Source organism: Propionibacterium australiense (genome assembly GCF_003666605.1).
In the GTDB taxonomy this organism is placed as follows: Bacteria; Actinomycetota; Actinomycetes; order Propionibacteriales; family Propionibacteriaceae; genus Propionibacterium; species Propionibacterium australiense.
The window spans coordinates 1-2,563 of record NZ_RCIV01000047.1 but is presented as its reverse complement, the minus strand read 5'-3'; the positions used below and the strand labels follow the sequence as shown (position 1 = coordinate 2,563).

The following is a 2,563-nucleotide window of genomic DNA, read 5'->3' as shown; positions in this document are numbered from 1 at the left end:
CCTCCACACCCCGGACGGCCAGACCGTCCAAGTGGTCTCGGTCCAGGCCACCGGACACACCCAGACCGTCCACAACCTCGCCATCGGTGGCCTACACAACTACCACGTGGCCACCAACACCGGACAACCCATCCTCGTCCACAACCAAACCAAAAAGAGTTGTGACCCAGTAGAACCTTACGAAGTAGGTACCTACGACGACCTGAAGGCCAGGTCAGTCACTGGCGATGGCCTCGATATCCACCATGTCCCTCAAGCCCACGCTGCAGAACAGGTGATCGACGGGTATGACAGGAAAACAGGAACAGCGATCGCACTACCAAGGAAAGAACACGCTGCTATCCCTACGAAGAAGGGAATAATTGACTGTACTCCGGAACAACAGCTGACAAACGACATAAACGACCTGAGAAAACATACACAGGCGCCATCTTCTGCAGTTCAAGAGATTGAAGATCGCGCAAGAGCAAAGTATGGAATTGGAGGAAACTGATGGCAGACTATGCTGATTCAAAAAAAGAATCTTTCATGGAAAAAATTGTTAACGAGGTTTACAGGGGTGCTATTTCAGATACATTCGACCTAATAAAAAATCCTCCGGGTCGAGAGCCTCATGCATCACTTGTTTCCTTGAACAAATGGTATGCAGCACTCTCGGATGAAGATAAGGAGCAGGTTCGCAAAGTAGCAACGTGGGCTGCAGATCTAGCACTCTTCGGACTATTCGCAGCGTTTGACGGAGTTCGCAATATTGGACTCGATGGCGAGATATCAGTAATCGAGAATGGGTATAATATGAGCAGCAACTGTGATCTTCATGAAATATATAGGGCAACAGCGACCGACATCTTCGAATAATAGAGCACGAACGAATCGGGGAGCCTGCCCCAGGGAGTCAGCTGCCCTGACCGGCCGCCCAGCCTCGCCGTGACCGAATGAGAAATGGGTTTCCATAAGCCCTTCTTGTGTTCAAGTTCATCGTCATTTAGTGAGGAAATCGGGGCGCAGTGGACTTCGAGGTGGGCTCTGGGGCGGTTGCCTTCTCTCGGCGTGATGGATTGTAGGAGTAGCTGGTGGTTGTGAGGTTTGGTGAGGGGGACTGGTTCGGGCTCCCGGTGAAGGGCGGTGGTTGGGCGCTGGGTGTCATCGCCCGGCGCCGCCCAAGATCGTCAGCTTTACTTGGGTACTTCTTCGGGCCGCGTCGCCCAGAACCGCCCGTGCTGGCGGATGCGGAAGGTCTGACCGCTGAGGATGCTGTTTTCGTGTGCATTTTTGGCTACCTGGGATTCAAGAAAGAGCAATGGCTGGTTCTTGGGAAGCTCGAAGGTTGGGATCGGGATGCGTGGCCCATGCCCGTGTTCATCCAAGCAACTAAAGGATCCATCCGGGCTTCCCGTATTTACTATGACCAGGATGATCCGGCAAAAGAAATTCGACGTGAACTCATTCGCCCTGGCGAGCCAGCGGATGGCCCAGAAAGCGGAAGTTTCGGTCATGTTGCGGTGAGTATTCGACTGGGTAATCTGCTTCCGGGTGTTGGCAGGTGGCCTGATGTGGTGGAGTATCCGCCGCCGAGGCAGGTGCCGACGGGGTTGGTCGCTCGTCTCTCCAGCCCGGATCCTGATGCCGGTGATGATCAGGGTTGTCTGACCATCCAGGCCGGTGCCTGTCTGAAGGAGGTCTTCGCGACCCGGGCTGACGAGGGGGCTGAGGGGAGTGGTTACGATTGGGCGGCCTTGACCCGTGTCCTGATCGATGAACGTGCCCCTGAGCTGGTTGACTTGGTTGAACTCGACCCTGATGCCCAAGAGCTCCTCGTCTTCAGTACCGACATGAAAGCCCTCAAAAAGCTCAAGATCCTGCTTGAACAACTCGCCAACGACCCCAGCCAGGCGCGGAGCCTGTTCAGTAGAGCGGAACTGGAATAGGCTGACACCCTCAGCATGTGGGGTGTCATATTGCTTGGTTTACCCGGGGTTATTCGCGAAGGCCAGAGGCTTCGTTTCAGCCAGATCAGGTACCGGAATAACCTGGAGGCTTGTCCGTAGAACACAGGGTGGAAGTTTCCGATTTACCCGCACTCCAGCGGTGACATCTTATAGGAGGCCTAAGCTGCCGTGGAGCGTGGGCTTACCATTCGTTATTCAGGATTTCGATGACTTAAGCAGCGAACGTATGAAACATATATAGGGGAGTCTGGTGGCTGGTTACGATTATGTCCGTGCTGATTCATTCATGGAGAAGATTGTGGAGGGAGTGTACAGGCCGGCCATCTCGGACACCATTAGATCGATCGAGGATCCTCCGGGGAGGGAGCCGCTGGCCTCGCTCGTTGTCTTGAGCGAGTGGTATTCTACTCTTTCCGACCAAGAGAAAGAGATGCTCCGTGGGGTTGCTGTGCAGGCGGCCGACGCCGCTCTGTTTGGTGGCTCATCTCAATCGAGGGTGTAGGAGTTGGGGTCTGAATCCGCCGGTTTCGAGGAGGCTGCGTGTGATGTAGTTGGTGAGGTTGCGGAAGCCGAGGGCGGTGCCGCGGAGGTGTTCGAGTCGTCCGTTGAGGGCT

3 protein-coding genes and 1 pseudogene are annotated in these 2,563 nt (G+C 55.0%); all 4 read left to right on the top strand.

All coding sequences use genetic code 11. The features are described from left to right. Nucleotides 1-493: pseudogene (locus D9T14_RS14040) on the top strand (hypothetical protein); the annotation flags it as partial. Continuing rightward, nucleotides 493-858 carry a hypothetical protein gene (locus tag D9T14_RS13520; protein ID WP_126464166.1) on the top strand — a complete coding sequence of 122 codons (366 nt, stop codon included), beginning with the start codon at nt 493-495 and terminating at the stop codon, nt 856-858. The pseudogene D9T14_RS14040 and the gene D9T14_RS13520, both read left to right, overlap by 1 nt. 215 nt (nt 859-1,073) lie before the next feature. Further along, nucleotides 1,074-1,928, top strand: coding sequence for an Imm51 family immunity protein (locus tag D9T14_RS13110; protein WP_126464165.1), 855 nt, complete (start codon nt 1,074-1,076; stop codon nt 1,926-1,928). Between the two features lie 271 nt (nt 1,929-2,199). After that, complete coding sequence (locus D9T14_RS13515) at nt 2,200-2,451, top strand: hypothetical protein (protein ID WP_126464164.1); 252 nt, start codon at nt 2,200-2,202, stop codon at nt 2,449-2,451. Nucleotides 2,452-2,563 lie beyond the last annotated feature (112 nt).

Bases quoted from the DNA above. Each gene is read 5' to 3' on its own strand.
- D9T14_RS13520 (WP_126464166.1), top strand. From the start codon at position 493: ATGGCAGACTATGCTGATTCAAAAAAAGAATCTTTCATGGAAAAAATT.